This window comes from Luteolibacter sp. LG18 (assembly GCF_036322585.1).
GTDB lineage: Bacteria > Verrucomicrobiota > Verrucomicrobiia > Verrucomicrobiales > Akkermansiaceae > Luteolibacter.
Map to the genome: position 1 here is coordinate 4,377,832 of NZ_AP024600.1, position 25,425 is coordinate 4,403,256.

The 25,425-nt window shown below is 64.3% G+C and carries 21 protein-coding genes and 1 tRNA gene; 11 read left to right on the top strand and 11 right to left on the bottom strand.

Annotated features, from left to right (window positions below):
• Positions 1-73: 73 nt before the first annotated feature.
• Positions 74-1,321, top strand: coding sequence for an L-rhamnose isomerase (locus tag llg_RS17245; RefSeq protein WP_338286016.1), 1,248 nt, complete (start codon positions 74-76; stop codon positions 1,319-1,321).
• Between the two features lie 357 nt (positions 1,322-1,678).
• Here the strand turns inward: llg_RS17245 and llg_RS17250 are convergent, their stop codons facing one another.
• A complete protein-coding gene (locus tag llg_RS17250; RefSeq protein ID WP_338286017.1) occupies positions 1,679-2,737 on the bottom strand; it encodes a hypothetical protein in 1,059 nt (352 codons plus the stop codon).
• A gap of 206 nt (positions 2,738-2,943) precedes the next feature.
• On the opposite strand from llg_RS17250, the gene llg_RS17255 reads away from it, so the two are divergent.
• Positions 2,944-3,876 (top strand): hypothetical protein, encoded by a 933-nt coding sequence (locus tag llg_RS17255; RefSeq protein WP_338286019.1) that lies wholly within the window; start codon positions 2,944-2,946, stop codon positions 3,874-3,876.
• Positions 3,877-3,957: 81 nt separating this feature from the next.
• On the opposite strand, the gene llg_RS17260 is transcribed toward llg_RS17255, so the two are convergent.
• The gene (locus llg_RS17260) at positions 3,958-6,159 is read right to left on the bottom strand and encodes a bifunctional rhamnulose-1-phosphate aldolase/short-chain dehydrogenase (protein ID WP_338286020.1); all 2,202 of its coding nucleotides are present in this window, start codon (positions 6,157-6,159) and stop codon (positions 3,958-3,960) included.
• 94 nt (positions 6,160-6,253) lie between these two features.
• Between llg_RS17260 and llg_RS17265 the strand changes: the two genes are divergently transcribed.
• The 5 genes from llg_RS17265 to llg_RS17285 all read left to right on the top strand — a co-directional run bounded on the left by llg_RS17265 (position 6,254) and on the right by llg_RS17285 (position 11,898).
• The gene (locus tag llg_RS17265; protein ID WP_338286021.1) at positions 6,254-7,018 is read left to right on the top strand and encodes a DeoR/GlpR family DNA-binding transcription regulator; all 765 of its coding nucleotides are present in this window, start codon (positions 6,254-6,256) and stop codon (positions 7,016-7,018) included.
• 114 nt (positions 7,019-7,132) lie between these two features.
• Positions 7,133-8,233 (top strand): hypothetical protein, encoded by a 1,101-nt coding sequence (locus llg_RS17270; RefSeq protein ID WP_338286022.1) that lies wholly within the window; start codon positions 7,133-7,135, stop codon positions 8,231-8,233.
• A gap of 40 nt (positions 8,234-8,273) precedes the next feature.
• Positions 8,274-9,533, top strand: coding sequence for a hypothetical protein (locus tag llg_RS17275; protein WP_338286023.1), 1,260 nt, complete (start codon positions 8,274-8,276; stop codon positions 9,531-9,533).
• A gap of 198 nt (positions 9,534-9,731) precedes the next feature.
• Positions 9,732-10,733: a TIM barrel protein gene (locus tag llg_RS17280; protein ID WP_338286024.1), complete on the top strand. Its 1,002-nt coding sequence runs from the start codon at positions 9,732-9,734 to the stop codon at positions 10,731-10,733.
• Between the two features lie 13 nt (positions 10,734-10,746).
• Complete coding sequence (locus llg_RS17285; protein WP_338286026.1) at positions 10,747-11,898, top strand: Gfo/Idh/MocA family oxidoreductase; 1,152 nt, start codon at positions 10,747-10,749, stop codon at positions 11,896-11,898.
• 40 nt (positions 11,899-11,938) lie between these two features.
• Here the strand turns inward: llg_RS17285 and llg_RS17290 are convergent, their stop codons facing one another.
• From llg_RS17290 to llg_RS17310, 5 genes are all read right to left on the bottom strand, one after another.
• A complete protein-coding gene (locus llg_RS17290; protein WP_338286028.1) occupies positions 11,939-12,421 on the bottom strand; it encodes a cupin domain-containing protein in 483 nt (160 codons plus the stop codon).
• Between the two features lie 85 nt (positions 12,422-12,506).
• Entirely contained in the window at positions 12,507-13,265 is a 759-nt protein-coding gene (locus llg_RS17295; protein ID WP_338286029.1) for a hypothetical protein, read from the bottom strand.
• Between the two features lie 102 nt (positions 13,266-13,367).
• Positions 13,368-13,757: a YciI family protein gene (locus llg_RS17300; RefSeq protein WP_338286030.1), complete on the bottom strand. Its 390-nt coding sequence runs from the start codon at positions 13,755-13,757 to the stop codon at positions 13,368-13,370.
• A gap of 88 nt (positions 13,758-13,845) precedes the next feature.
• Positions 13,846-15,078 (bottom strand): RNA polymerase sigma factor, encoded by a 1,233-nt coding sequence (locus llg_RS17305; protein WP_345789204.1) that lies wholly within the window; start codon positions 15,076-15,078, stop codon positions 13,846-13,848.
• A 275-nt stretch (positions 15,079-15,353) separates the two neighbouring features.
• Positions 15,354-15,441, bottom strand: a tRNA-Ser gene (locus tag llg_RS17310).
• Positions 15,442-15,611: 170 nt separating this feature from the next.
• On the opposite strand from llg_RS17310, the gene llg_RS17315 reads away from it, so the two are divergent.
• On the top strand, positions 15,612-16,460 hold the full coding sequence (locus llg_RS17315; RefSeq protein ID WP_338286032.1) for an alpha/beta hydrolase: 849 nt from the start codon (positions 15,612-15,614) through the stop codon (positions 16,458-16,460).
• Positions 16,461-16,468: 8 nt separating this feature from the next.
• Here the strand turns inward: llg_RS17315 and llg_RS17320 are convergent, their stop codons facing one another.
• The 3 genes from llg_RS17320 to llg_RS17330 form a co-directional block, all read right to left on the bottom strand.
• Positions 16,469-17,788, bottom strand: a complete 1,320-nt coding sequence (locus tag llg_RS17320; RefSeq protein WP_338286034.1) for a DUF2252 domain-containing protein — start codon at positions 17,786-17,788, stop codon at positions 16,469-16,471.
• An 84-nt stretch (positions 17,789-17,872) separates the two neighbouring features.
• The gene (locus llg_RS17325; RefSeq protein ID WP_338286036.1) at positions 17,873-18,736 is read right to left on the bottom strand and encodes a sialate O-acetylesterase; all 864 of its coding nucleotides are present in this window, start codon (positions 18,734-18,736) and stop codon (positions 17,873-17,875) included.
• Entirely contained in the window at positions 18,733-19,446 is a 714-nt protein-coding gene (locus llg_RS17330) for a class I SAM-dependent methyltransferase (protein WP_338286037.1), read from the bottom strand. The genes llg_RS17325 and llg_RS17330 overlap by 4 nt, the downstream gene beginning before the upstream one ends.
• Positions 19,447-19,513: 67 nt before the next feature.
• Here llg_RS17330 and llg_RS17335 point away from each other — a divergent pair, with 67 nt between their 5' ends.
• The 3 genes from llg_RS17335 (at position 19,514) to llg_RS17345 (ending at position 22,714) form a co-directional block, all read left to right on the top strand.
• Complete coding sequence (locus tag llg_RS17335) at positions 19,514-20,464, top strand: pectinesterase family protein (protein ID WP_338286038.1); 951 nt, start codon at positions 19,514-19,516, stop codon at positions 20,462-20,464.
• Between the two features lie 129 nt (positions 20,465-20,593).
• Entirely contained in the window at positions 20,594-21,709 is a 1,116-nt protein-coding gene (locus tag llg_RS17340; RefSeq protein ID WP_338286039.1) for a nucleoid-associated protein, read from the top strand.
• Positions 21,710-21,832: 123 nt separating this feature from the next.
• On the top strand, positions 21,833-22,714 hold the full coding sequence (locus llg_RS17345) for a hypothetical protein (RefSeq protein WP_338286040.1): 882 nt from the start codon (positions 21,833-21,835) through the stop codon (positions 22,712-22,714).
• On the opposite strand, the gene llg_RS17350 is transcribed toward llg_RS17345, so the two are convergent.
• Positions 22,715-25,408 carry a hypothetical protein gene (locus llg_RS17350; RefSeq protein WP_338286041.1) on the bottom strand — a complete coding sequence of 898 codons (2,694 nt, stop codon included), beginning with the start codon at positions 25,406-25,408 and terminating at the stop codon, positions 22,715-22,717. It abuts the gene before it with no gap.
• Between the last annotated feature and the right edge of the window lie 17 nt (positions 25,409-25,425).

The following is a 25,425-nucleotide window of genomic DNA, read 5'->3' on the forward strand; positions in this document are numbered from 1 at the left end:
TCATGTCGCAATCCAGCGGTCCGGGATCATTGATCCGGCGGCCGGGCGGGTGCATGATGGCACTTCGAAAACCATGCGCGATTCCCTCTATCCCATCGCCCGCGAGCTGTATGCCGAACACGGCGTCGATACCGAAGCGGTCCTTTCCCAACTCGCCTCCGTGGCCGTGTCCCTCCATTGTTGGCAGGGCGACGATGTCGGCGGCTTCGAAGGCGACGGCCTCACCGGCGGCGGCATCCAGGCGACCGGAAACTATCCCGGCAAAGCCCGCACCCCCGGCGAACTCCGCCAGGACTTGGAGAAAGCCCTGTCCCTGATTCCCGGCAAGCACCGCCTCAACCTGCATGCCTGCTACGCGGATTTCTCCGGCGGCAAGGTTGACCGCGATGCCCTCGAGGTGAAGCATTTCCAGAGCTGGATCGACTGGTGCAAGACCCAGGGCCTGGGCATGGATTTCAATCCGACCTATTTCTCCCACCCGCTGGCGAACGATGGAGCCACGCTGACCCACGCCGACGAAGGCGTGCGCGCGTTCTGGATCCGCCACGGCATCGCCTGCCGCGAGATCGGCGCGGAAATGGGCCGCCAGCTCGGTTCCGCGACCGTCACCAACGTTTGGATTCCGGACGGCTCGAAGGATCTGCCGGTCGACCGCAAGGGGCCGCGCCAGCGCCTGGAGGCTTCGCTCGATGAAATCTTCCGCAAGGAGCTGCCGACCGAGCATCACCTCGACGCCGTCGAGTCAAAGTTGTTCGGCATCGGTTCCGAGTCCTACGTCGTCGGCTCGAATGAATTCTACCTCGGCTACGCGGTCTCGCGTTCGAAGCTGGTCTGCCTCGATGCCGGTCACTTCCACCCGACCGAGAGCGTGGCGGACAAGATCTCGTCCGTGCTCCAGTTCGTGCCGGAAATCCTGCTGCACGTGAGCCGCGGCGTCCGCTGGGACAGCGACCACGTCGTCATCCTCGATGATCCCACCAAGGCGATCATGGAGGAACTGGTGCGCGGCGGCTTCCTCGGCCGCACCCACATCGGTCTCGATTTCTTCGACGCCAGCATCAACCGCGTGGCCGCCTGGGTCATCGGCACCCGCTCGACGCTCAAGGCGCTGCTGCTCGCGCTGCTCGAACCCGCCGCCAAGCTGCGCGGGCTGGAAGCCGAGGGCGACTTCACCTCCCGCCTCGCGATCCTCGAGGAGATCAAGTCGCTGCCGTTCGGCGCGGTGTGGGACGAGTACTGCCGCCGCCAGGACACGCCGGTGGGCGAGGACTGGCTGCGCGAGGTGAAGCGCTACGAGAGCGACGTGCTTTCGAAGCGCTGATCGGAGTTTTCCAACGCAAAAGGCCCTCTCGCTTGAGAGGGCCTTTTTTGTGGAACTAAGGTGGATCGACATTCATCAGCCCCAACGGGGCGTGATGTGACAGCCCAGGGCATCGCCCTGGGATTGGACGTGGACCTCAGCGAGCCCTGAAAGGGCGGAATGATTGGGCAAACGGCTCCATTGCCGACATCCCGCCCTTTCAGGGCTCGGCTCTCTTGCGATTCGTCCCCCGGGGCGATGCCCCGGGCTATCTCATAGCGCCCCTTTGGGGCTCCGTATCCCCGTCATGAATACTCGCAAGAAACAGCGGCCAAGGGATGGTCGATGAATGTCGATTTAGCTTTGATGGAAGGTGGTTCAGGCCTTCACCCGTTCCAGCTTGATCGGGTAGGTGCGGCCGGAGTTCCACTGGGCGATGTAGATGCTCTGCTCGTCATCGATGAGGATGCCGTGCGGGTAGGTGAAGACCTTGGTGTCGCTGCCGAGGCGGGCGAGCTTGCCATCGTCGGCGTAGGCCGGGGCGGGAGCCGCGAGGTTGGAGATGAGCTTCCGCTGCGGATCGAGGATGCTGAGGAATCCGTTGATCGGAAGCGCCTTGTCCGGCTGGTTCTGGTTGCCGCGGAGATGCGGGATCACGGTGTGGTCGCCGAAGGGCACGATGAAGTTCGGGGCGCCGCCGGGCAAGTCGAGCACGTCCACCAGCGCGCCATCCAGGGTGTAGCGCTTCAGCTTGCCCTCGGAGCGGGAGGTGATCCAGAGGAGGTTCTTTGAATCGCGGGTGTCCACCCACGCGCCGTGCGCGCAGACGAGCTTGGCGTCGCCGGGCTCGTTGCCGCCGAAGCACTTCACCCACTCGCCCTTGGCATCGTAGCGGTGGCACCAGCTCTTGCCGTAGCCGTCCACCACGAAGAATCCGCCATCGGGGGCGAGGGCCACGTGGGTCGGCTTGAACTCGCCCGCCGACTTGTATTTGCCGCTCTGCTCCGGGTAGTCCCAGGTGCGCAGGACCTTGCCGTCGAGCGTGGTCTTGTAGAATTGGTGGCGGTCGTGGTCGGTGACGTAGAAATACTCCTCGCCGTTCTCGACGAGCAGGGTGAAGCCGTGCGCGCCGGGCCATTCGGTGCCCCACTTGCCGAGCAGCTTGCCGGCCTTGTCATAGATGATGACGTTGTTCTTCGTCTCGTTCGTGAGGAGGAAGATGCGACCGTCCTTGGTCTGGATCATGCCGTGGCAATCCTTCACCGGGGTGCTGCCATCGAGCACGCCCCAGCCCGGCACCACGCGCCATTGGTATTTCCCCTGGCCGAGCACGGCGGCTCCGGTGGAGGGATCCTGGGATTGGCCGAAACCGGTGGTGGTCAGGGCGGCCATGGCGGCGGACATCGATAGCAAGAACTCGCGGCGATCAAAATTCATCTTGGCAAGCACAGCGGAACCATTTTTCCGCTCAAGGAAATATCCTCCAAGAAATGCGACAGGCGGAGGAGGGGATTTCGAAGCGCCAAACCACGATTCCACCCGGATGGCATTCAAGGACGGGATGGGAGGATGTCAATCCTGTGTGGAGTTCGTCGCACTCCTCCTCTTGTCCGGGAGATGGGGAATCCCTTTGGTCGCGAGTCATGGCATTCACACTCATCAAGGGAACGTTCCAGGTCCTCAACTACTCGCCGGACGGCGATTCGATCCGCTTCGAGCCGGAGGACCGCTCGTTGGTCGAAGGTCTCCAGAACGGCGGCCGGGCCAAGTTCAACGCCCGCGGCCACGTCCAGCTCCGCATCGAGGCGATCGACACGCTCGAAACCCACTTCACCCCGCCCAGCGGCGGCGCGATCCTGCACCAGCCGCGGGAACTGGCGAAGGCCGCGGCCGAGGGCCTGCTCGAGTTCACCGGCATCTCGGACGTGGTGTGGGATGATCGCCGCAACACGGTGATCAGCGCCAGCGATGGCACGCCCGGTTACATCCTGGCCCGCGCCGTGGAGAAGAACGGCCGCCCGATCGCCTTCGTGTTCACCGGAGAGCCGGAGCAGGCCGATGGCACCGATGTCTTCCTCGACGTCGAGCTGCTGAAGACCAGCTACAACTGGCAGGCGATCTCCAACGGCATGGCCTATCCAACCTTCTACAAGGGCCTCTTCAGCCAGCTCCGCAACGCGCTCTCTGTCGAGGCCGCCGCCGCCCGTGCCGCGGGACTCGGCGTTTACGCGAACGACGGCACGCTCGATGGCTTCGATGCCTCCACCTTGAAGGCGATCACCGACGAGGTGCCGATCCTCCCGAAACTGTTCCGCCGCCTTTCGGACTATATCGTCAACCATTCGAGCGCCTTGGGCTTCAAGGAAGCGCTCGAGGAATCCCGCGAGCCGGTGCTGGATCTCCGCGAGACCAACTTCACCCACTTCGGCAACCTGGTCGAACAGGAGCCCGGCTCGACCTTCATCCGCCTGAACCGCCTGCCGGAGGAAATGGTCTTCGACGAAACCATCCCGCAGCCCGGTCCGAAGTTCGCCCGGATGGTCGCGGGAGAACTGGAAGAGCTGGCGCTCGCCTGAGCCGCTGCCTGAAAAAACGCGTGCCGCAGCCCCTCGCGGGATTGCGGCACGGTCTTCATGGAGGCAGGAAAGGGGAGTCGATCAGCGGAGGAAGGCCTCGTGCAGGCCGCCATCCACGGTGATGATCTGTCCGGTGGTCTTGCTCAGGCGGTTCGTCACGAGCAGGAAGTAAGCCTCGGCCTGGTCGGCCGGGGTGATCGGCGCCTTGGTCAGGGTGCGGTCGGCATAGAACTGCGCGAGCTTCGAGACCAGCGATTCGGTCGCCTCATCCTCGGTGTAGGGGATGTTGTACTTCGCGAGGCTGCCGATCACGCGGTCGCGCGGGAACATGGCGGAACCCTGCACCACGGTGGCCGGGGCCACGCCGTTCACGCGCACCAGCGGGGCGAGTTCCATGGCGAGCTCACGGACGAGGTGGTTGGCGGCGGCCTTGCTGGTATCGTAGGCGAGGCTGCCCTTCTTCGCCACGGCGGCATTGGCGCTGGTGGTGAGGACGAGTGCGCCGCGCAGGCCCTGTTCCTTCCAGGTCTTGTAGGCCTCGTCGGCCACGTAGTAACTGCCGGTGACGTTGATGTTGAAGGTGAGCGCCCACTTGTCGTCCGGGATGTGGCCGGTGGTGTCGCTCGGCACGAAGATGCCGGCGGTGACCTCGATGGCATCGAAGCCGCCGTAGGCGAGCGCCACCTGGTCGAGCATCTCGCGGATGCTGGCGCGGTCGGTGATGTTCGCGCGCAGGCCGATGGCCGGACCACAGCCGGAAATGCCGCTGCCCGCCACGCCGATGCCGACGCCATACTTGTCGGTGATTTCCTTCGCGGTGGCTTCCGCGGCCTCGTGGTTGAGGTCGACGCAGACGATGTGCGCGCCTTCCTTCACCAGGCGGTGGGCGGTTTCCTTGCCGATGCCGCTGCCGGCGCCGATGACGATGTGGATCTGGCGGGCCAGTTCCTTCTCGGCGGGCATGCGCTGGAGCTTCGCTTCCTCGAGCAACCAGTATTCGATGTCGAAGGCTTCCTGCTGCGGCAGGGCGATGTATTCGTCGATCGCCTCGGCGCCGCGCATCACTTCCACGGCGCAGTTGTAGAACTCGGCGGTCACGCGGGACTCGGACTTGTCCTTGCCCCAGGCTATCATGCCGATGCCCGGGATCAGGATCACGGTCGGGTTCGGGTCGCGCATCGCCGGGGAGTTGGCGTGCTTGCAGGCCGCGTAATAGGCGGCGTAGTCCTTGCGATACTGCTCCAGGCCGGTTTCAAGCAGCGCCTTGAGCTGCGCGACGTCCTGGGTCTGCGGGTTCCACGCGACGTAGAGCGGCTTGATCTTGGTGCGGAGGAAATGGTCCGGGCAGGAGGTGCCGAGCTCGGCGAGGCGCGGGGCATCGGCGGAGTTCACGAAGCGCAGGATCTTCTCGTCGTGCTGGACGGTGCCGACGAAACGCTTCTGCGCGGACACCTTGCCGCGCAGCCACGGCAGGATGGCGGCGAGGGTGGCATCGCGCTCGATCGCCGGGAGCGGCTGGCAGGTCGCGCCGCCAAAGGCCGTGGCGTCGCCGCCGTTGGCCTGGTATTTCGTTTCGATGTAATCGGCGGCCTTCTCGATGAAATCGAGCGTGCGGATGTAGCACGCCTTGTCGTCGTCATCCCACGAGATGAAGCCGTGCTGGCCCATCATGATCGCCCGGGTGCCGGGGTTCTGCTTCTCGATCTCCTGCATTGCGAGGCCGAGCTCGAAGCCGGGGCGCATCCACGGCACATACTCCATTTCACCACCGAAGATCTCGCCGGTGAGCTCCTGGCAACGGCGGCTGGCGGCGATCGCGATGATCGCGTTCGGGTGCATGTGGTCGACATGCTTGCCGGTGAGGAAGCTGTGCAGCGGGGTGTCGATCGAGGACGCGCGCGGGTTCAGGTTGAAGGTCGTGTGCGTGAACATGCCGACCATCGAGTCCTCCGCCGGGGTCTTCAGGCCGTTGTCCGGCAGCGCGGCGTAGATGCGCTGGAGGCCGATCAGCTTGTCCTGATAGAGGGACGAGAAATTCTCACGCGTGCTGGTGCGCAGGTCGCCGCCGGAGCCCTTCACCCACAGGACTTCCACGTCCTTGCCGGTGAGCGGATCCTTCTCGATCACCTTCGAGGAGGTGTTGCCACCGCCGGTGTTGGTGATGCGCTGGTCGCTGCCGAGGAGATTCGAGCGATACACCAGGCGGCCGACCGGATCGAGGTTGGCCGCGGTGGAATCGTCCCATTTGTAGCTCACGTGTTGATAGGCTTCTGGTTTGACCATGGTATGCAGGTTTGAGAAGGATGGCTGGAGGTGAATTGACCGATTAAATCCAATTAATCAACACAAATTCCCACCATTTCCCACAAATTCCCACATGTTGCCCGTCGAACGCCAAAATCGCATTCTGAAACTTGCCCGCCGTGACGGCACCGTCCGGACCATCGACCTCGCCAAGGACTTCGATGTGGCGGAGGAAACGATCCGCCGGGATCTCGACTTCCTGAGCCGCCGCGGCCACCTGAAGCGGACGCACGGCGGAGCGATGGACAACTCCGGGCCCCTCGCCGAGCTGCCGTATTCCGAGCGTGAGGCGCGTCAGCTCAACGAGAAGGTCTCGATGGCCAAGGAAGCCGCCCGGGTGCTGTGCGCCGGGGAAACGATCCTGCTCGATGCCAGTTCCACCTCGCTCCAGCTCGCCTCCCACCTGCCCGCGGGGCTGCCCCTGCGCGTGGTGAGCCACTCGCTGGCGGTGATGGAACGCCTCGCCAGCAATGACAGCGTGGAGCTGATCCAGCTCGGCGGGACCTATGAGCCGCGTGGCCGGCGCTACAACGGGCTCATCACCGAGCTCGCGGTGCGGGCGCTGCGGATCGACCGCTTCTTTTTCTCCGGCGGCGGCCTCGATCCGGTCCGCGGCCTGAGCGAACCGAATTCCGAGCAGGCCCGCCTGAAGCGGGTGATGCTCGATCATTCGGCGTGGAAATGCGCGCTGATCGACCACACCAAGATGGGCGTTCAGACGGACTTCTTCTTCGCCCAACCCCAGGAAGTGGACCTGGTGATCACGGACAACGAGTCTCGTGAATACGCCAAGGAACACCTGAAAAACCCGCCGTTCACGCTGAAATACGGTCGTTGAAGCCGGTCTGATCACTGCATTCAACTATTGGGAAAAAGTGCGATTTTGCCCGAAAATGTGAATTTTCTTCCGTTTTTGAGCGTTTGGTTATGAATCGCCCTCAACATGACTGAAATGCAATCGATCCACGGTGAACCCTCTTGGATTCTCTCCAATGATTCGGTGGAACTCGCCGTGAGCCGACGGGCGGGCCATATGGCTCCGGTGGTTTTCCGGACGGGAGGTCGTGAATTCTCGCCGTATTCGCTCTCGCCGTGGACGCGGGAGGAATCGAATCCGGAGCTGCCGGAATTGCTGCGCGTCCTGCGGGGAGACTTCTTTTGCATGCCATTCGGGGTCTCCAAGGAGTTCCCGCCACATGGCCATCCGGCGAACAGCGATTGGGACCTGATCTCGCAATCCGCCGATGAGTTGCGCCTTTCGATTTCCGGCGGAGTGGATGGAGCCACGATCGAGAAGGTCGTTTCCGTTCGCCGAGGCGAGACGGCGGTGTATCAGGATCATATCATCCGCGGCTGGGAAGGGCGCTACAACTACGGCAACCATCCCATCTTGGACTTTTCTGGGATTCCCGAAGGGCAGGGGCGTTTGAGCGTTTCGCCCTTCCGCTGGGGCTCGGTCTACCGCGGCGTCTTCGCGGACCCGTCCATCGGCGAACACGGCGTGATGGAATCCGGCGCGCTGTTCACCGATCTCAAAGCCGTGCCGCTGGCGGCCGGCGGCACCACCGATGTGACCCGCTACCCGGTGCGCTCCGGTTGCGAGGACCTGGTGATGATGGTCAGCGAGCCCGCCACCGAGGCCCAGCCTTTCGCATGGTCCGCCGCGGTGATGGATGGCTACGTGTGGTTCTCGCTGAAGAACCCCGCCGACTTCCCGACCACGCTGTTCTGGCTCTCGAACGGTGGTCGCCAGGCCGAGCCGTGGAGCAGCCGTCACTTCGGCCGCGTCGGCATCGAGGAGGTCTACTCCCATTTCTTCGACGGCCTGGAAATTTCCCGCGAGGACCGTCTCGCGCCCGAAGGCATTCCCACCACCCGTGAGTTCCACAAGGACGAGGCGGTGTCGGTGCGGATCGTCCAGGGCATCGTGCCCGTTCCCGCGGGCTTCCAAACGGTGGCTTCGATCGTTCCGGACGGCCCTGGCCGTGTCACCCTCCAGGATGAGAACGGGCAGACCGTCACCGCCAAGGTCGACTGGTCCTACGTCCTCTGAATTTCCCATTTGTTTTGATCCTTATCGCACTTCCATACCCATGACCCAACCCCGCACCACGAAAGACCTGACCACCCGGACAGGCAATGTCCGCGCCGCTGTTGAAGCCCACCTCGAGGAAACCGGCGGCCTGCTGCGCCTGGCCCCTTGCTGGGTGCCGCGCTCGTTCCTCCAGCCCGGCAAGCGCTTGAAGCTGCATCCGGACGACCTCTACGCCTTCGGCCTGAACCGCGGCGGCATCGACGAGCGCTGGTTCGCCTCCACCACCGAGGCCGCGAACGACAACCGCACCGAGGACGAGGGCCTGTCCTACGTCGTCGTCGGCAACGAGCGCTTCACGCTGAAGGATGCCGTGGCCGAGTGCGGCGCGGAGCTGATCGGCGAGGCGATCTGGAACAAGTATGGCAAGTGGCCGGTGTATTCGAAGTTCTTCGACAACATGGGGCCGATCCCGCACCACATGCACCAGGACGCCGCGCAGGCCGCGCTGGTGGGCCAGGAAGGCAAGCCGGAATCCTACTACTTCCCGCCGCAGCACAACAACGTCGGCAACAATTTCCCCTACACCTTCATGGGCTTCGAGCCCGGCACCACCAAGGAGCAGGTGCGCGAGTGCCTCGCGAACTGGAACAAGGGTGACAACGGTATCCTCGACCTCTCCAAGGCCTACCGCCTGAAGCCGGGCACCGGCTGGCTGATCGACCCGTGCATCCTCCACGCGCCGGGCTCGCTCTGCACCTATGAGCCGCAGTGGGGCTCCGATGTCTTCGGGATGTACCAGTCGCTCGTGGAAGGCCGCGAGGTGCCGTGGGACCTCCTCGTGAAGGACATGCCGGCGGACAAGCACCAGGACCTCGACTTCATCGTCGACCAGCTCCACTGGGAGAAGAACGTCGACCCTAACTTCAAGGACAACCACTACCTCGAACCGGTGGTGGCCGAGGAGAGCGAAGGCCACGTCGACAAGTGGATCGTCTACGGCAAGGTCGACAACTTCCAGTACTTCACCGCCAAGGAGCTCACCGTGAAGCCCGGCGCGAAGGTCACCGTGAAGGACAACGGTGCCTACGGCCTGATCGTGGTGGCTGGTGAAGGCCACGCCAACAAGCTGCGCCTGAACTGCCCGAAGCTGATCCGTTTCCACGACCTCACGCAGGACGAGTTCTTCGCCACCGAAGCGGCCGCCAAGGCGGGCGTGGTGTTTGAGAACACCTCGGAAACCGAGGACCTCGTCTGCCTGCGCTACTTCGGCCCGGAGGTGAATCCGGACGCCCCGGCACTCGGCGCTTACAAGAAGTAACCCACCATCGCGAACGGACACGAATTCCAGCTAGGAAGAGTGGAGTCGCAATTTCACGGGATGGCGAAAATTGACTTTTGAATTTCCGGAATATGACTCTTTATCTGCGAAATCAGCGACATTCGCGGTCACTTCTTCTCTTCCTTCCTGTGAGTTTGTGTCCATTCTTGGCCCATCCCCTTTGATTTATCGCACCCCATGAAACTCCATAACGCCATGTGGCCTGGTCTGGTCGGCAAAGAGCCCGGCACCGACCATCCGCCCATCTCCCTCGATCACATGCTCGATCTCACGGCCGCCGCCACGGTGGGCGGTCGCAAGTTCGATGGCATCGACCTGTTCCTCTTCCACCCGCACATCGATCCGGACGCGTCCGAGTTCGAGCTCCGCGCCATGGCGGATCGCATCGCCTCGCGCGGGCTGTCCGTCGGTTCGCTGGTGGCTCCGGTCTGGCCGGGCACCGTCGGTGGCTGCGCCTTCGGCAGCGATGACGACCGGAAGAACTTCGTCCTCGCGGTTGAGAAGGCCTGCCGGATCGCGAAGATCCTCAACGAACACGGTGTCCGGAAGTCCGGCATCATCCGCATCGATTCCGCGGGCGGTCCCGAGTCCTTCCTCCAGGATCCGGCGGGCAATACCAAGAAGCTCGCCGAAACTTTCCGCGAAGCCGGCAAGGTGGCCGAGCAGCACGGTGAGCGCCTCGCTGCCGAAGGCGAAATCTGCTGGGGCGGCATGCACTCGTGGAAGGCGATGGTGGATACCCTCGAAGCCACCAACCTGCCCGGCATCGTCGGCTTCCAGGCGGACCTCGCCCACACCTACCTCTACCTGCTCGGTTACAACGCACCCGAGGCGGCGCTGCTGGCCGCCGATTACACCGAGGAGGAATTCTGGGCCGCCTACGCCAAGATGACCGACGTGCTGCGCCCGTGGACGATCGATTTCCACGTCGCCCAGAACGACGGCTCGGTGCACGGCACCGGTTCCCACGACAAGACCGGCCGCCATTGCCCGGCGGACGATCCGAACGGCAAACTCGATATCCCCCGCGCCTCCGCCTATTGGCTCAAGGGGGCCGCCGACCGCGGCATCGACCACATCTGTTGGGACGGGTGCATGTTCCCGAACGAGACGCTCGAAACGCCCGCCACCTGGGAAACCATCCTCGCCACCATGATCCAGGTGGACCAAGCCCTCTAACACCCCTTCATTCATGTCCAAAAAGGAAATCCGCATCGGCCTCATCGGTTACGGCTTCATGGGCCGTACCCACTCCAACGCCTACTCCCAGCTCACCCATTTCTTCGACACCGAGCACGTGCCCGTCCGCCAGGCCGTCTGTGGCCGCGACGAGGAGAAGGTGAAGGCCTTCGCTGAAAAGTGGGGTTACGCCTCCTACGAAACCGACTGGCGCGAGCTGGTGAAGCGCGAGGACATCGACGCCGTCGACATCTGCACGCCGAACGATTCCCACGCCGAGATCGCGCTGGAGTGCATCAAGCACGGCAAGATGATCCTCTGCGAAAAGCCGCTCGCGCTGAACGGCCCGCAGGGCGAGAAGATGGTCGAGGCGGTGGAAGCCTCCGGCCTGCCGAACCTCGTCTGGTACAACTACCGCTTCCTGCCCGCCGTCACGCTGGCGAAGAACATCGTCGCCGCCGGTGAACTCGGCCGTGTCTTCCACTACCGCGCGAACTTCCTGCAGGACTGGACGATTTCCCAGGATCTCCCGCAGGGCGGCGCCGGCCTGTGGCGTCTCGATGCCGCGGCGGCGGGTTCCGGCGTGACCGGCGACCTCCTGGCCCACTGCATCGACACCGCGCGCTGGATCAACGGCGAGATCGTGCAGGTTTCCGCGATGACCGAGACCTTCATCAAGGAGCGCGTCCACACCGCCACCGGTGAGAAGCAGGCCGTGACCATCGACGACGCGTGCGCCTTCCTGGCCCGCTTCGAGAACGGCTCGCTGGCGATCTTCGAATCCACCCGCTACGCCCGCGGCCACAAGGCGCTCTACACCTTCGAGATCAACGGCGAGAAGAAGTCGCTGGCGTGGGATCTCCACGACCTCAACCGCCTGTCGTACTTCGACCACGGCGTTCCCGGCGACCGCCGGAGCTGGGGCAGCATCCATTGCTCGGATGGCGATCACCCATACGCGGGCAACTGGTGGGTGCCGGGCCTGTGCCTCGGCTACGAGCACTCGTTCACCCACGCGCTCTATGAGTTCTTCAAGTCGCTGGACAACCCGTCCGCCGAGAAGGCCTATCCGGACTTCCGCCACGCGCTCGGCACGCAGTATGTCTGCGATGCCGTGCTGGAATCGGCGAAGACCGGCCAGTGGGTCGAGGTGAAGCGGGCGTGAGTTAGATCACATCGCCCGGACACCTCACCGGGGCGTCCTTTCAGAACCGGCGCGGGCCATGCGGCCTGGCGCCGGTTTTTGTTTGGGCGGCGGGCTGTTTCACCGCGTAGGGCTCGTCGGCGGTGCCTGCGGCGAACATCACCAGCACCACGGGGCGCTTGCTGTTGTTGCGGCCGTTGTGCATCACGTTGACGGTTTCCGCGAAGGCCTGCCCGCCTTTGAGATGCTTCGTCTCGCCGGTTTCCAGTTTCACATCGAGTTCGCCCTCCAGGATGTAGGCGAAGCACGGCACGGGATGACGGTGCCAGCCGGTCTCGGCTCCGGGCGGGATCACCACCCGCACCGCCGAGACTTCCGCCGGATAGGCCGGCCAAGTGATCGGCTGGCCGGCGGCATCGACGCGGGTCTTCATCAGCGGCGTGACCGCGATGGTCTTCGAGTAGGCCTTCTCGGCATCAGGACCGGCGGCGAAGAGCGGGCTGGCGAGAGTGAACGCGGCGAGGGAAACAAGGGCGGTTTTCATGGGTGAGGGTGCCGGTAGTTAGAACACCGGCACCGACCGGGACAAGGCAGGAGAATGTCCGGGTTCCGGAAGGAGATCGGACAGCTCACTTGATCGAAAACAGGTGGCCGTAGCGATCCAGCTTGGGATCGCCGGGACTCAGGTCGGTCCATTCCCTCACGCTGATTTCATCCAGAGGAAGGTCCAGTTTGCCTTTGGATGCCGCCTCCGCGTCATAGAGCTTGTCCGACTCGATGACCATGACGCTGGGAAGAGGGGATTTGCTGTCCGCGGCTACGGAGAAGGTCACGTAACGGTAGGTGGAATCGTAGTTGAAGAACTCTTCCATCTCCTTCCTGAGGTTGGAAGACAGGCCGGTCTTCTCCACGAAATCCCGGTCTTCCGGGGACAGGGATTGGAGGTATTGATCGAACATCGTGTCGAGTTCCTCCGCGTCCGGCTTCTTCAGCAGCGAGCAGCAGGTGGAGTTCCCTGCGTCATCCACATATTGGGAAAAGGGTTTGGCTCTCTTGCCCTCGAGATCCTTCAGGTGCTGGCGGGATTGATCGTGGATGGCGAATGCCCGGGGCGCGTCGCTGCCCGAGAGATTGAGCACGGGCGGCTCCTTGGCGTTCCGGGGATCGGAGATCCGTCGCGAACTGTCCTCCGTGGCGATCTCTGTCTGCCCGGCGTGGTCTTTCGAACGATCGGGATGGCCCTCATGGCCCGCCTGCGGCTTCCGGCTGCCCGTTCGTGAAATGAAGAGCGCGGCGAGGAGGAGCGCTGCCGCGATTCCCACCATGCCGTTTCGAATGCCGTTCCGAGAGAGTTTCAACGCGGGTGTCGACTCCTGTTGGGGAGACATGGGAGGGATAGCGTTTCCGGCCGCAAATGGATATTCCAAAATCCGACGTGGAATCCACGCGCGGAGGGTGCGCGTGGCACCCTCCTTTGGGTGGATTCCGGCTCAGTGACCCGCGCGCCGTTGCTCACTCTCAAGGATCATTTCCGAGAGATCGGCGGCGGGACGGATTTCGAACGGACCGGCCTTCACGCCCGGATGCTTCGACATGATCTGGATGGCGTGGTTCAGGTCGCGGGCTTCCAGGATGAGGATGCCGCCGATCTGCTCCTTGGTCTCGGCGTAGGGGCCGTCGGTGATGGCCACCTTGCCGTTTTCCCAGCGCAGGGTGGCGGCGGTTTGCGGTGGTTGCAGTGCCTCGCCACCCGCGAAGTGGCCGTTCTTCCGCAGCTCGTCGTCGTAGGAGAAGCACTCGTCGACCATGGCGTTGCGTTCGCTTTCGGTCAGGTTCTCGAATTTGTTCGGCTCGATGTAACCAAGGCAGATGTATTTCATGGGATGGATCGGGTTGGTGGTAGTGGCGGTTCAGGATGACCGCCTCATCAGGTGGTCGATTGGCCGGAGCGCGATTCGACAGCGGGCGTCACTTTTTTTCGTCGAGTTCCCGCAGGCGATTTTCGAGGAACCGCCGCTCGGGCTCCAGTCGGGTGAGGGACAGGGCGCGCTCGTAGGAACTCCGGGCTTCAGTCGTCCGGTCCAGCCGCCGGCAGAGATCGGCCCGGACGGAGTGGGCGAGATGGTAGTCGGTCAGCTCGCCGCGCGCGAGGATGGCATCGATCAACGCGAGGCCGGCCGCGGGACCATCCCGCATCGCCACCGCCACGGCGCGGTTCAGCTCGATGACGGGGGAGGGCTCGGTCCGGGCCAGCAGGGTGTAGAGGGCGACGATCTGCGGCCAATCGGTCTCCGCGGCCGCGGGGGCTTCCGCATGCACCGCGGCGATGGCCGCTTGGAGCGTGTAGGGGCCGAACCGTTTCGACCGCAGCGCGCGCTCCACCAGTGCCACCCCCTCGGCGATCAGGTTCCGGTCCCACTGCGAACGATCCTGATCCTGCAACAGGATCAGTTCACCGCTTGCTGAGGTTCTCGCCGTGCGTCGCGACTCCTGCAGCAGCATCAGCGCGAGCAGCCCCATGGCCTCCGGTTCTGGCAGAAGCTCGATGACGAGCCGTGCCAGCCGGATCGCCTCGGACGTGAGATCCGCCCGGGTGAGCGAGGTGCCGGAGGACGCGGCATAGCCTTCGTTGAACACGAGGTGGATCACCTGGAGCACCGTCGCGAGGCGGTCGGGCAGCTCCTCCGCGGACGGCACCTCATAGGGAAGCTGGAGGTCACGGATCTTCGCTTTCGCCCGCACGATCCGCTGGGCCAGGGTGGGCGCGGAGGTGAGAAACGCCCGCGCGATTTCCTCGGTGGTGAGGCCGCAGACCTCGCGCAGGGTCAGCGCCACACGGGCCTCGGGATTCAGCGAGGGATGACAACAGGTGAAGACCAATCGCAGACGGTCGTCTTCGAGGGTATCGTCGGTTTCGTGCGCGGTGGAGGCGGGTGGCGTGAGTTCGTCGGCGATCTTGTCCTGCGAGGCATCGAAGCGGGCCCGGCGGCGCAGGGCATCGATGGCCTTGAAGCGACCGGTGGAAACCAGCCACGCCCGGGGATTGTCCGGGATGCCGGATTCCGGCCAATGCCTCAGCGCGGCGGCGAAGGCATCGTGCATCGCGTCCTCCGCCAGATCGAAGTCCCGCAGCAACCGGATCAACGTCGCCAGAATGCGCCCGGACTCCGCGCGATAGAGGGCATCGAGATGAGCCCGGATGGAGTCGTTGGCGGGGTCCGGCATTGGGAAGAAGCTAGCCGGAGGAGTGGGCGGGGAGCAAGGAGGCGGTATGGGGTTGCCATCCGCTCCGGGTGGGATTGCCTCCGGCTTTGCTAGCCAGTTGGCTTCGCCAAGGATTGGCTCGTCGCTTAACGCTCCTGCCGCAGTCGAACCCAAGAGGCCTTGCTGCGCGGCGGCTGGGTTCTCATCCCACCCGTCGGCTTGGTGGGTGGATCAACCCTAATGGGGTGAGTGAACCTGTTATTGATAAGCGCTGGCGGAGAGGGTGGGATTCGAACCCACGGACAGTTTCCCGTCTTCGGTTTTCAAGACCGACGCGATAGACCACTCTGCCACCTCTCCCGGTTGCGCGTAGCGGTGTTCGTATGCGGCTCCGGGCGCTGGCTTTCAAGGGAAAACCACCGTTGGTCCGGCCCGGACAAATGGCTCCATCGGCTTTTTGTCCGGGCGGGCCCTTTCCTTCACCCGGATGCCGGTTAGGTTCCGGCATGTTTCAACGGCTCCTGCGATCCTTGCGGTGGATCATTCTCGTCGCGTGCCTGCCCCTGGCGTCGTGCGTGACGCATGAGGGTCGGGTGGGAGCTCCGGTGCCGGCGGTGAAGACGGCTTACACGGTGCGGCGGGACATCACCTACACGCCGAAAGGATGGACGGAGGCGTTGCAGGGGGATTTGTATCGTCCGGTGTTGGGGGAACCGGCTCCGGCGGTGCTGCTGCTCCATTACGGTGGTTGGACGGGGCCGGACCACCGGCAGCGGATGGCACCGATCGCGCGGCGGCTCGCGGAGCGGGGGTATGTGGTGTTCAACGTGACCTACCGGAAGGCCCCGAAGTGGATCCATCCGGCGCAGGTGGAGGATCTCCACCAGGCGCTGGGTTGGATGCGGCGGCATGCGAAGGAGAACGGCATCGATGCCACGCGTCTCGCCACCTATGGCTATTCGGCGGGCGGACATCTGGCGGCGCTGATGGGCCTGATGAAGCATCCCCACGACGAGCACCTGCAGGCGATCGTTTCCGGGGGCAATCCGGCCGATCTGACGATGTCCGAGGGCGGGGGATTGGTGGCGGATTTCCTGGGCGGGAGGAAATCGCAGATGCCGAAACGCTATGTCGAGGCCTCGCCGGTGTATCACGTGACGCCGGACAGCCCGCCGGTGTTCATCTATCACGGCGCGGCGGATTGGTTCGTGCCCACCGAGCATGCCAGGCGGTTCGCCGCGGCGCTGGAGAAGAACCATGTGCCGCACGAGCTCTATTGGCTGGAGGGCCGAGATCACTTCACGGCCTTCCTGATCCCGGGCCGGGTGCACGAGGAGGCGATCGATTTCCTCGACCGGGTGCTGAGGAAGAAGCGGTGACCAATGTCTCAGCCCAACGCCGCCTCGATCTTCCCGTCGGCGATCGCCTTGGTGAACGTGGTGTGGTCCTTTTCGACCTGGTCCGCGTAGGCGAGCGCGAAGGCGGTGAGGGCCCGGGCGAATTTCCCGGACTTGCCGAGGTAGCCTGCGAGCAGGGCCGGTTCGCCGGTGCGGGCGTGGGCTTTCGCGAGGACCTCGCCGCAGACGAGCGCGTATTGCAGCAGGGCCTTGCCCTTGAGGTCTTCCGGCTCGATGGCGGCCTTCCGATCCGCGATCTGGCGGACGAGGAAATGCCGGTCCTCGATGGTGGTCCAGCCGAGGAAGGGATCGCTCACCGTCTGCATCCGCTGCTGGCCCTGGGCGACGCGCTGGCCGTGGTGGGCGGGAATCTTCACGTCCGGCAGGTAGGGGGCATGGCAGGAAGGAAAGGCTTCCTTCACCTGGAGGAACAGGGGATCGCCGGTGCCGTTTCCGAACAGCAGCACCACGTAGTCGCGCGACCCGACGCTGCCGGTGCCGGCGATCTTGAAGGCGACATCGGACGGGTGATAGGCGTCGAAAATCGATTGGCGGTTCGCCGAGAGGGTTTCGCGGTAGTGCTTCAGGGAGGAAATCACGCGGCTGGCCACGGCTTCCGGAACGGGCGTTTGCAGCGGCAGTTCACGGAAACGGGGCAGGCCGTGTTCGTCCGGCGCGGTGCGTTTTTCCATTTCCTGGGCGGGTGTCTTGCGCTCGGCCTTGCGCAGGATCCGCTGCACCGGGCCATGGCCCACCGAGCGGGCGATGGCGTGGCGTGTGAGATCGAGCACAGGCATGCGGGCAAAGGCGCGCACGGATTTCCGGTAATGGTCGGCCATCTCGTGGACGGCATCGGCGCAGGCGTCGTCGTTCTGCCCGGCTTCCCGGCCCACCACGATGATCGAAGCGGCGAGGCGTTTCAGGTCCAGTTCCCACGGGCCGGGCGTGGTCTCGTCGAAATCATTTACATCGAAGAGGAACACGTCGTCCTGCGTGGCATAGGCTCCGAGGTTCCGCACGTGGGCATCGCCGCAGATCTGGGTGTGGAGGCCGGTCGTGCCATAGGGCGCGAGATCGTCCGCCATGAGGAAGGCGGTGCCGCGGTAGAAGGAAAACGGCGAGGCCGCCATCCGCGCCATTTTCAGCGGGATGAGCTTGTGGACGCGGTGGTCGTTGGAACGCCGGATCAGCTCGACCACATCCCGATCTCCCGGTGCCCACAGGCCAAGCTCGCGCCGCGGGAGCTTCAGGCGCAGCGTGCGGCCGGCGGCGAGCCGTTCGCGGTGGTCGGCGAGGTGGGGCGGTTTCATGGGATCAACCGCGACCCTAACAGCGGATGCGAGCGGACGCGAATCCGAAAGGGGTTTCCCGCGGAAATGTCACCTTGCGCCGGGCTATTTCGCCCGCATCGCCTGGTCGAGGCCCTTGGCCAGGGCCGCGCCGAGGCGCAACTGGCCCTGGGCGACGTAATGGACCGTGTCGGTGCCCATGGGGAAACCATCGGTGGAGACCATCCGGCAGCGGGGAATGGCGAGCGGGCTGCCGGAATCCATGTCGCAGGCGACCATCTGGCGGCGGATCAGATCGCGGGCCACGAAAACGGGTTTGGCGGGCGAATGGGGCAGCACTTGGCCGAAGGCCATCGGCAGATCGGCCACACGCAGGTCCTCGGAGAGCCGGTGACGGAGCAGTCTGAGATTGGCGGGATAATGTTCCGCGGCGGTGGTGTTCTTCGCGTCCTGCTCGCCCTGCATCCAGAGGAAACCACGGACCACCGGGGTATGGCCGTGCTTGTAGAGAAAGCCGAGCGCATCGCCGTAGGTGGTGAGCATCTCGGTGTAGAGCTTGCCGCGGTTCGGGTCGGTCCGGGTGTCACCGGGGAAGAAGTTCACGCGTCCGGGTTTCCTCCCGCCGAGCCAGGTGTCCTCATTCCATCCCGGATCGAGCGGCATGCCGCTGGCGGAGTATTTGACCAGGAAGACCGGGCGACCCGCCGTCGGGATGGAGCGGGCAAAGGAGAGTTCCGGTCCGAAATCGCCCTTGTGGCGGGAGGATCGGGTCTTGCCAGGGACCAGCGGCTCGAACTCCGTGCCGTTCCAGAACAGCACGCCCGGGGCCGGAGTGAGCTCGCGCGGCGGAAGGTCGGCCAGCTTCGCGATCCCCTGCATGTTCGATTGGCCGCCGAACAAATAGACGTCCACTTCCCGGGCGAAACCGGGGAGGATCAGGCAGAGCAGGACCAGCAGCGGACGGATCATGGATTCCGGAAGACGAGGAGATGTTGCCACGGCAGGGTGGTGGAGTTCGAGACGAAGCGGAAGCCCGCCGCTTCGAATTCCAGCCGGGCCTGCGCTTCGGTCATCTTGTGGAGCACCTTGATCGGAACCTCCGGATCCTCGCCGCGGAACTCCAGGAGATAGATGGTGCCGCCGGGTTTCAGGGCGTGGCGGAGCGAGGCCAGCATTTCCGCGGGGTGGGAGAACTCATGGTAGGCGTCCACCATCAGGGCCGCATCGAGGGAGGCGGCGGGCAGGTTGACGCCATCGACCGCGCCGAGGTGCGGTTCGACGTTGGCGATGCCGAGCTCACGCGATTTGGCCCGAAGGAAGTCGAGCATCTCCGGTTGGATGTCCACCGCCACCACCTTGCCGCGGGGAACGTGCGGTGAAATACGAAAACTATAGTAGCCAGACCCGGCACCGATGTCCGCGATCACCGCGTCCGGAGCGAGATTGAGCGCGGCGATGGCCTTCGATGGGGCTTCCTCCTTTTCGCGGTCGTCGCGCTCCAGCCAGCCGATCGCCGGATGGCCCATCACCTTCGCGATCTCGCGGCCGTGGTGAAACTTGCCGATGCCGTCGGGAGAGGCGTTGGAATAGGTGTAAGGTTCTGGAACGGAAGGGGATGCCGGAAGCGGTGTGGCGACGACCGGCTCCTCCTTCCGGCAGGCCGGAGACAGAGCGGCCACGATCGCCAGGAGGCCTATTGCATGCATTCGGAATGGACAAAGCCTCATGGGATGAATGGATGGTAGCATGCTACGCGGTCTCATTGCCTGCCTTTTCGCCGGAACCGTCACCGGATTCGGCGCTCCGCAGCCCCTCGTCGTGAACCCTGCGGACGGCAAGGCGTTTCCGACCATCAAGCAGGCGATCGATGCCGCGGTGGCGCGGGCCGCGAAGCACAAGGGCGAAACCCGGATCGTGATCAAGCCGGGCACCTACCGCGAGAAACTCATCGTCCCGAAGGAAGCGGGCGAGATCAGCCTGGAGGGCGAGGATGAAACCAAGACCGTGATCGTCTTCGGCGACGGGGCCGACACCCCGCGTCCGGACGGCGGCACGGTGGGCACCTTCGACAGCGCCACGGTGACCTTCCGCTGCCCGGTGATCCGCGCCAGCCGCCTGACCTTCGAAAACTCCCGCGGCAAGGGCAGCCAGGCGGTGGCCGTGTCGCTGGTCTCGGAGCGCGGCGAGTTCCGGAACTGCCGCCTGCTCGGTTGCCAGGACACGCTGCTCATCCAATCCGGCGCGCATTGGTTCGACCGTTGCCGGATCGAGGGCGATGTCGACTTCATCTTCGGCGCGGGCATCGGTTGGTTCCGCGGCTGCGAAATCCATGCGAAGGACAGCGGCTACCTCACCGCCGCGTCCACACCCGAGAATCAGCCCTATGGCTTCGTGTTCGACCATTGCCAAGTGACGGTCGCGCCGACGGCGAAGCGGATGTTCCTCGGCCGTCCGTGGCGCCCGCACGCCGCGGTGGCCTACCTGCAATGTGCGCTGGGGAAGGGGATCGATCCGGCGGGTTGGGACAACTGGCGGAACCCGGAAAACGAAAAAACCGCCCGCTACCTGGAATTCCAGAACACCGGCGAAGGAGCCGCCGAGCCCGGGAAACGGGTGGCCTGGGCCCGCCAGATCGATACCAAGGAGGCCGCAGCAATCACTCCGAAGGCCGTCCTCGGCTGGGAGCCGAAGCCGTGAGAGCGGGCCTTGCCAAATCCGTAATCCGCCACTCGCTGAACCTGAACGGGCGGCGCGGGCCGGGACGGGGCAGCGTCGATTTTTGATTTTCAAACCCCGGGATCCGCCTAGGTTCCGCCTCCCGTCGCCATGGCCAAGATCCGCTTCACTTCCGCCTCCGCCACCCGTCTCGTCCTCGCCAAAGTGGGCCACCCCCAGCGCGACGAGCCGCTCCAAACTTCCAAGCAGGTGTTTCAAGTGGACGAGGCCGACCAGGAAACGCTGACGGCGATTTTCCTGAAGCCGTTCAAGAACCTCTCCGGCCACCGCTTCAGCCACCACTCGTCGCTCGACCAGCACGAGATGAACGCGCTCTCCGCGGCGATCTTCAATTCCGAGGACGGCCTGCTCGAGCGCGGTTGCGACATCGCCAAGCGCCTCTACTCGAAGACGAACCACCCGAACATCAAGTCCGGCGATCTCTGCATCTCGTTCATCAAGGACATCGAGATGAACGGCGAGCTCACCCAGGGCATCTGCATCCTGAAGTCCGAGAGCGTGGTGCCCTTCCTCAGCATCTCGACGAAGGACGGCGATCTCCAGCTCCACACCGAGCAGGGCATCAACCCGGAGAAAATCGACAAGGGTTGCCTGATCCTCAACCACCACGCGCAGAAGGGCTACTACGTGCTGACCTTCGACCGCTCCGGCGCGGATTCCCGTTTCTGGGTCCGCGACTTCCTCGGGGTGGTGCCGATGTCCGACCCGTCCTTCCTCACCAACAAGTACGCCGACATGGCGGTGGCCTTCGTGAAGAAGGAGGAGAAGGCGAAGAAGGAAGCCCGCAAGGAGCAGGTTTCCGAGTCCTCCGATGTCGCCGTGGCCGAGGATGACACCCCGCCGTGGGGTACCCACAGCGCCGCCCGCGACGCGATTTCCTACTTCGAGGAGAAGGAGAATTTCAGCATCCAGGAGTTCGAGGAGGAAGTGCTCAAGACCCCGGAAGCGGTCGAGAAATTCAAGCGTCACCGTGCGGAGATCGAGCGCGAGCAGGGTCACCGTTTCGACGACTCCTTCCAGATTTCCAAGAAGGACGTGAACAAGGCGAAGAAGAAGATCGCCGCGGTGGTGAAGCTGGATACCGGCGTGGAGATCCACCTCAAGCCGAGCCTTCAGGCCGAGACCGAATCCGTGCTGGAGCGCGGCTTCGACGAGGAGAAGAAGATGAAGTTCATCAAGGTGTACTTCAACGAGGACGTGTCCTGAGCCAGGAGTTGAGCCTTTAGGCGAGGAAGGTCTTCAGAGGGAGGCGGAGTCTGGTGGGCCGTTTTCGTGACGGCACCCGACGCCGATAGGTTCACGGCGACCCCGGCGTAGGACGGAGGTTCCATGGGCTTTCCTCGCGCGCTTTCCTGTCTTCTGGTTTTCGGTCCGCTTCTTCCGTTCGCGGTGGACGCGGAGCCGGCTCCCGTCGCACGGCAACAGGCGGGGGAGGATTTCAACTTCGAGGTGCGGCAGGCGGAGACGGCGATCCGGGTATTCGGCTACCGCCCGTCCGGCTGGAAGGACGGCCCGCTGCTGGTGCTGTTCCATGGCGCGAACCGGGATGCGGCGGGCTATCGGGATTTCTCCAGAAAGCTCGCGGACATGCTGGGCGTGTTGCTGGTGGTGCCGGAGTTCGACCGGGCGAGGTTCGATCCGCAAGCGTATCAGGAAGGCGGGGTGTTTTTGAAGGAGGTGGAGCGACCGGAGGCCGAGCGCACGTTCGCGTTCCTGCCGCCTTTGCTCGCGGAGATGAACCGCCGGGAAGGACGGACGCTGCCGTATTATCTGGTGGGGCATTCCGCGGGGGCGCAGTTCCTTTGTCGACTGGCCGCGCTTTACCCCAACGAGGCCAAACGGATGGTGGTGGTGAATCCAGGCTCGCTGCTCTTTCCGGATCGAAGCCAGGACTATCCTCACGGTTTCGGAAATCTGTCGGACCGGGAGGCATCGGACGAGTCTCTCAAGCGTTATCTCGCCGCGCCGCTGACGCTTTACCTCGGCACCGGCGATGTCGGTTCGAAGTATCTCGATATCGGAGCCGCAGCGATGAAACAGGGGGCCACCCGCATTGAACGCGGTCGACATGCGTATGCGGCGGCGAAGAAGCTGGCGGTCGAAAAAGGCTGGCCGTTCGAATGGAAGCTGGTCGAAGCCGAAGGGCTCGGACACGGCTGCGGGCCGATATGGGAGCACGCGCGGTGCCGTGAGGCGATCCTGGGCCGGTGATCAAGGCTGGCTCACGCGGAGGCGAATGAAGGTCTTGTCCGTCGCATCCACCGGAGCGGCGACCTTGGCGACCACCGTTTCGGTGAGGCCGTTGCCATCGTTCACTGGACTGCCCACCACCGTGTAACCGCCGCCTTCGTTCCAGTGGACGAGATCGGTGGTGGTCTCGACGTGGCAGGTGGAGTCCACCATGCCGAGGTGGCGGTGGAAGGTGAGGTTGAGATACTTTTTGCCGTCATTCGGATCCACCGTGTTGGCCCCGGTGATGCCGGGACGTGAGGCCGAATCGGAAGGGTTCGAGCCGAGTGCGTATTCGGCGAGGTTCGGAATGCCATCGCCATCCGGGTCGGCGTTCGGGCCGGAAAGGGTGTCGTCGCTGGCCGCGGCGGGGGCGAAGTTCTGCGAGCGCCAGGTCAGGAACGGATGGTTGTTCCGCCAATACTGGAGCAGCGTGCGGAGGGCCTCGGGCTTGTTCTGGGGGGCGGTGTTGCCGGCCTGGTCCTTGTCATTGAGGCCGTGGCAACTGGTGCAGGTGCGAACCTCGCCGGGCTGGAACGTGACCCAGTAGCGTTCCTTCACCACGCTGGTCTTCGCGGCGTCGTTGTCGAGCAGATGCCAGGTCAGCGCGCGGCGGGCGGGCACCACGGCGGCCATCGAGCCGTCATTGCCCACCTTCACGCTGCCCGCGGGCTGGCCGGCTTCCGACGGTGGGTTTTCGGAAACGGTGTCGTGGAGCTGGGTGGCGAGCACGCGGCGACCGGGGAATGGCTGCGCGCCGCCATTGGTGAAGCTGCGGCGCAGGTCGGCCTGGAGGATCTGGAGCCAGCCGATGGTGTAGATCTTGCCCGGGTTGGCACTGGGAATGATCGTCTGGGTGTTCGACCACGCGACCTTCAGGTTGAACGGCTGCTGTTTGTCCGCGTCATCGCGGGTGGTCATGTTCCGGCTCACGATCAGCGCCTCGTTCTTCTGGGTGAGATCGCGTTGGAAGAGCGAGAGGTTTACGCCCTCCTCGGTGAAGACCTGCGATTCGATCGCAGCCACCGAATTGGTGTGGGATGCCGGCAGGGTGCGCGATACCAGTTCGACGGGATACAGCTCCCACAGCGGGCCGTTGTAGTGAACCGAAATGCCATTGGCATACTGGGTGACGTTCGCGGTGAAGCCGTTCGTCAACAGCGTGCCCGGAGCCATCGACGGTGCGCTGCCGGTGACGGTGGTGAGGCGGTAGGCGTAGAGCGCGGTGGGGGCTGCGGCGGAACCGGTGTTGGCATCCTGCGCCACCAGACCGCTGTTGATGGTGGCCGTGGTGTGGGCGGCCACGAGGTTGCCGTCGGTGAGGGCGATCGGATTCCGGTAAAGGTGGGCGGTGCCACCGGAGGGCAGCGGCGTGAGGTAGCTCACGTGCATGCTCTCCGGGTTGACGGGAGCGCCCTGTGCGGTCAGTCCGCCGTTGAAGCTGATGATGTTTCCCGATCCGTGGTAGCCGACATCGGGGCCGTTGACGGCGACATAGGTGCCGCCTGAAAGAGGGTTTTCGCTGAGCCAGAACATGTTGTCTGCAAAAGTGCGGACATTCGGTGCCACGTTCGGGTTGTTCGTCACCAGATTCGGATCATCGTTGAAGCTCGGTCCGATCGTACCGCCGAGTTCGTGGCGGCCGGCATGATTGATGAACTCCTCGTCGGTGCCGTTCTCATTGATGACCCAGGGCGAGAACTGGTTGAACGATTGCCCATTCAGGTTGGTGCCGGCGCGGCCGGAAATGTCGAAGTTGCGGGGCTCCGGGAAGAAGTCGTCGAGCACTCCGGCCTGGAAGGTGATCGAGGCCTCGGTGGGATAGGTGCCGCAGCCGTTGGTCGTCTGAACGTAGGTGTCACCGGTGCCGGGAGGGCGATCGGTCACGGCCTGGGGATCGCGGGAGAGGTGGTCCCAGCGATCGAAGACCACCCGGCCGAAGCTATCGATGAACGGGCCGAATGAGCCGGACGGGGAATGTTCGAGAAGGAACAGGTCGGAGCTCGCCGGATCGAGGCTCCACAGGCCGGTGACGGTCGGGCGGAGCAGATACTCCTCGCGCTGCGGGTAGAGGTTCGCCTGGCCGTTGTGTGGTCGATCGCTGGCGAAGATGATCCGGCCATTGGTGCCGTAGCACGGGCAGATATTGTTGTAGGCGAGCGGCTGGTTCGCGACCTTGGTGATCACCGGTGTCTGGCCGGTGGCGAGGTTCGTGACCTCGTAAAGCTGCCAGACGAACACGGTGGTGTCGCTGGCGCTGGAGGGCACGCCGATGACCATGCTGAACAGGACGATGCCGCCGTTCCAATGCACGCTGGGATCGCGGACCGCCACGGTGGCGAGGTTCGGTTTCCCGCCGGGGATGTTCCAGGTGGCGGTGTTCAGGAGATCGACGAACTGGTTCGCGCCGCTGGCGCTGCGGCGCAACCAGAGCGAGCCACCGCGAGGAGCGGAGTAGGTGTCGCCGAGATGGTTGCCGAATACCGAAACCGAGGTGGTCACGGAACTGACGGCGGTGCGCGAGTTTACCTCGACCGGGCAGGGGACCTGGGTGACGAAGACCAGATCATGTGCGGGCGTGGCCGGTGGGGTGGCGAGGGCCAGCGAGCCCGGCAGCAAGATTCCCGCGGCAATGCCAAGGCCACCGTGCAAACGTCCTTTTCGGAATCCGAGCATGGAGGACTATATTTCGC